2 protein-coding genes are annotated in these 1106 nt (G+C 59.6%); both read right to left on the bottom strand.

Annotated elements, in window-relative coordinates; all coding sequences use genetic code 11:
- A partial coding sequence (locus ACXJKH_RS21015) for a hypothetical protein (RefSeq protein WP_457322283.1) occupies nt 1–806 on the bottom strand: 806 nt, incomplete at its 3' end.
- A 37-nt stretch (nt 807–843) separates the two neighbouring features.
- A partial coding sequence (locus ACXJKH_RS21020; protein ID WP_457322284.1) for a phosphopantetheine-binding protein occupies nt 844–1106 on the bottom strand: 263 nt, incomplete at its 5' end.

A 1106-nucleotide genomic window follows, 5' to 3' on the forward strand; every position in this document is an offset into this window, starting at 1 on the left:
GTATGGCCAGACTCGATCAGGAGCCCGGCATGCCCCAGATAGCTCACGCGCAAGTTCCCGCCAAGTGCCACGTGTCGCACGGAGGGCGGCTCGGTGGTGAACAGATCTCTCAATGATAATTCGCCCGACTGTGCGTACCTGGAAAAGAGCATCTGCAGCTCTTCGCCACGCCGTGGCGTATCGCGCGTCGCAAAGATGGCGTCAACGATCTCATCGGCGAATGGCGCTTGCACGTGCAGGTGATTGGCGTCTGGAAGGCGGGGCGAGCTGAGCACAAACGGCCGTTCCTTGACCTTCTCCAGCAGACCGAACGCCAGACTCTGCTCCTGGGTTTTGTACAGCTTGCCCTCGTAGAGCAGCCCTTCGATAAGACGCAGCGATGGCGAGTGGCTCTGGTCGTAGACCAGTTCGACGTAACCGCGCAGCACCTCGGGAAGCCGCGCGTATAGTGGTTCGAGCGACATCCCTTTCATGGGCTCAAGCAGCTGGTTGATATCTGCCACGGCCTTGCGTACATCCAGGTAATCTGCGTGTTCTGTCTCGATGCGCGCGACCAGTGCGCGAACATCCTCCAGCTGATCCTCGCTGCAGCTTACGAAATCTCCACCGGCAAGCGTGGGATCCTTGGCGGCAGCCAGATGAAGCTGGTGGTTGGCCACGAACGATTTCATCAACCGCAAGCCGCGACCGGTGATGTTCATCGCTGCACTTACCGGAGGAATCAGGTAAGGCCAGGCATACCATTTGAACACCAGCGGTTCGAAGTAGGCGTCTTCGCGCAGGTAGTAGAGTTGATTCGGCTTCATGCTCGCATTCTCCATCTTGTTCCAGGGTCTTCCCTGCTCATATTTCCAATGTGACGGTCGTATCCGGGTTGCTCTGCCGACGCCGGGATGCGGCTTCGACGACCACGGCCATCTGCGACAAGCTGGCCGCCTCGTACAGCGTGCCGGTCTTCAGCTCTGCACTGAACCGCTCCTTCAGATGGAAGCCCAGCCTGATCAACTGCAGTGAGTTGCCTCCCAGTTCGAAGAAATCGTCATGCCGCCCGACCCGTTCCACGCCCAGGAGCTCGGCCCAGATCGCGGCCAGCACCTGCTCCATCC

Source organism: Stenotrophomonas sp. P5_B8, assembly GCF_054049855.1.